Here is a 2,598-nt window from a genome sequence, read left to right on the forward strand (position 1 = left end):
GTAAGCGGTCAAAATCCCCCACATTTTCAGAAGCTCTGAGGTTGGTAGTTTCGTCGCATTGAACGGCGAGGTTACCAGTGAGTGATGAAATTGATTTCGAAACATGTTTCGAAACGAGCGCCCCGGGTCAGGTGCAGCGGCTTGGCGTGATCGAAAGTGCGCGGGGCAAGCGGCACTGGACGCCCGAGGCGCGGGCGCAGATCATCGCGGAAAGCCTGGAGCCGGGTGCCAATGTGTCAGCGGTGGCGCGCCGCCACGGGCTGTTTCCCCAGCAGTTGTACACATGGCGGCGCGGATTGCGGGAGCGCGCGGAGGCGATGACCTTTGTGCCGGCAATGGTCGAGCGTGGGAAGGTCGACGAGCTGTCCAGCGCGGCAGTGCCACCGGTCAGCGGACAGATCGTCGTCGAGGCAAGCGGGCTGTTGATCCGCATCCCGCCCGACGTGAGCGCGGATCACATCGAGCGGGTATTGTTGGCCGCGCGGGTGAGCGCGTGATTATCCCGCCCGGCCCCCTGAAGGTACTGGTCGCAACGCAGCCCGTGGACTTCAGGAAAGGAATGGTAGGCCTTGCCTCGCTGGTCGAGCGCGAACTCAGGCTCGATCCCTTCTCAGGTATGCTGTTTATCTTCCGAGCGCGCAGGGCGGACCGGATCAAACTCCTGGTCTGGGACGGCACCGGGCTGGTGCTGGTGACGAAGCGCTTGCACGATGGGAAGTTCCGTTGGCCACGCCCGGGAGACGGGGTGATGAAGCTGTCAGCGGCGCAAGCCTCGGCGTTGATCGAGGGGTTGGACTGGTCGCGCGTGCACGTGCCGCGCGTGCCCAAACCGCTTCATGCGCAGTAGGCCGCATGCCTGATTCTGCTTGGCGCAAGGCTGTTCCTCGCAAGGCAAAATCCCCTAGAATGCAGGTGTGACGGCGCATCCAGAACTCCCCGCAGCGACCGGCGCAGAAGCCGGATACGATGAGCTTCCCGACGACGTCGAGCAGCTCAAGGCGATGTTGCTGGCTGAGCGCGCCCGCGCAGCGCGGCTCGAGCATATCCTCAAGCTGATCAACCGCACGACCTTCGGCAAGCGTTCGGAGAAGCTTCCTGCCGATCAGCTCGCGCTGGCGCTGGAAGACCAGGCCGTGGCCCTTGGCGAAGCCCAGGGCCTGCAGGATAAGACAGACGAAGAAGCCGAGCGTCATGGCCTCGTGCCTCGCAAACGCCGGCCCGCCGATACACAGCGCGCATCGCTGCCGGCGCATCTGCCGCGCTTCGAGGTGGTGATCGAACCCGACAGCCTGGAATGCGCCTGTGGCGGCGCGCTGCACAAGATCGGCGAGGACCGTGCGGAACGGCTCGACATCATCCCGGCGCAGCACCGCGTCATGGTGACGATCCGGCCGCGCTATGCATGCCGGTGCTGTACCGATGGCGTACACCAGGCCCCGGCACCGGCGCGCGTGGTGCCGGGCGGCTTGCCGACCGAAGCGCTGATCGCCGATGTTCTCATCAACAAATACTGCGACCACCTTCCGCTTTACCGCCAGTCGAAGATCTTCGCGCGGCAGGGCATCGAGATCAGCCGCGCCACGCTGGCCAACTGGGTCGGCCGGGGCATTGCGGCGCTGCTGCCGATCGTCGACCGGATGCGCGTGGATGCACTTGCACGATCACGGCTGTTCGTCGACGAAACCACCGTCAAGGTGCTGGCACCGGGGACCGGCAAGGCCAAAACCGGCTACATGTGGGTCATCGTCTGTGACGACCGGGCCCATGGCGGTGCCGATCCGCCGCTGGCGCTCTACACCTATATGCCCGGCCGCGGGGCGATGTGGGCCAGACAGCTGCTGGGAGCCTACCAAGGCATCCTGCAGGTCGATGCCTGGCAAGCCTACGACCAGTTTGGCAAGGACGACCGCGCCAATGCTGGCGTCCGGAAATCCTACTGTTGGGCGCACCTGCGACGTAAGTTTGTCGAGGCGGGCAGTGATGCTCCGATCGCGCAGGATGCGTTGCAGCGCATCGCCAGGATCTACGGCATCGAAAAGGACATCCGTGGTCGCCCGCCCGAGGAGCGCCTTGCTGTACGGCAGGAGCGAAGCCGTCCGCTGATCGATAGCCTCCATGCTTGGTTCACTGCCATCAGCCCCCGCATCATGGCTGGCTCCGCGACAAGCGACGCGATGAAATATGCGCTGAAACGTTGGGCGGGCTTCAGCCGGTTCCTCGACGACGGACGGATCGAGCTCGACAACAACGCCGCCGAACGTGCCATCCGGCCAGTGACTCTGCAGAGAAAAAATGCGTTGTTCGCCGGTCACCAACTCGGCGCCGAAAATTGGGCGGCGATCGCCTCGCTGGTCGAAACCTGCAAGATGCTGGACCTCGAGCCCTACGCCTACCTCTCCGATGTACTCGCCCGAATCATCAGCCGCTCCGACACCGATCCGATCGACGATCTGCTCCCATACAACTGGGTCAATACAAACGCCGGGCAAACCATGTTCGAAATTAGCAACATCGTCACCGCTGCTTGATCACCGAAAAGACATCGGCAAACCTGACGGGGTGGCTCCACCGCCACGTGGGAGATTTTTACCGCTTACG

3 protein-coding genes are annotated in these 2,598 nt (G+C 63.7%); all 3 read left to right on the forward strand.

All coding sequences use genetic code 11. The features are described from left to right. The first annotated feature begins 77 nt into the window (after positions 1-77). The 3 genes from tnpA to tnpC all read left to right on the forward strand — a co-directional run bounded on the left by tnpA (position 78) and on the right by tnpC (position 2,528). The gene (gene tnpA, locus AB4Z00_RS26440) at positions 78-497 is read left to right on the forward strand and encodes an IS66-like element accessory protein TnpA (protein WP_431567845.1); all 420 of its coding nucleotides are present in this window, start codon (positions 78-80) and stop codon (positions 495-497) included. Next, entirely contained in the window at positions 494-847 is a 354-nt protein-coding gene (tnpB, locus tag AB4Z00_RS26445; RefSeq protein ID WP_011608149.1) for an IS66 family insertion sequence element accessory protein TnpB, read from the forward strand. Before tnpA ends, tnpB begins: the two co-directional genes overlap by 4 nt. Positions 848-1,001: 154 nt before the next feature. Beyond that, positions 1,002-2,528 (forward strand): IS66 family transposase, encoded by a 1,527-nt coding sequence (gene tnpC, locus AB4Z00_RS26450; protein ID WP_442047890.1) that lies wholly within the window; start codon positions 1,002-1,004, stop codon positions 2,526-2,528. Positions 2,529-2,598: the final 70 nt, after the last annotated feature.

The organism is Novosphingobium sp. YAF33 (assembly GCF_052113265.1).
GTDB lineage: Bacteria > Pseudomonadota > Alphaproteobacteria > Sphingomonadales > Sphingomonadaceae > Novosphingobium.

What these genes read in the sequence shown, in the direction of transcription:
- tnpC (WP_442047890.1), top strand. Translation starts at nt 1,002, where the DNA reads ATGTTGCTGGCTGAGCGCGCCCGCGCAGCGCGGCTCGAGCATATCCTC.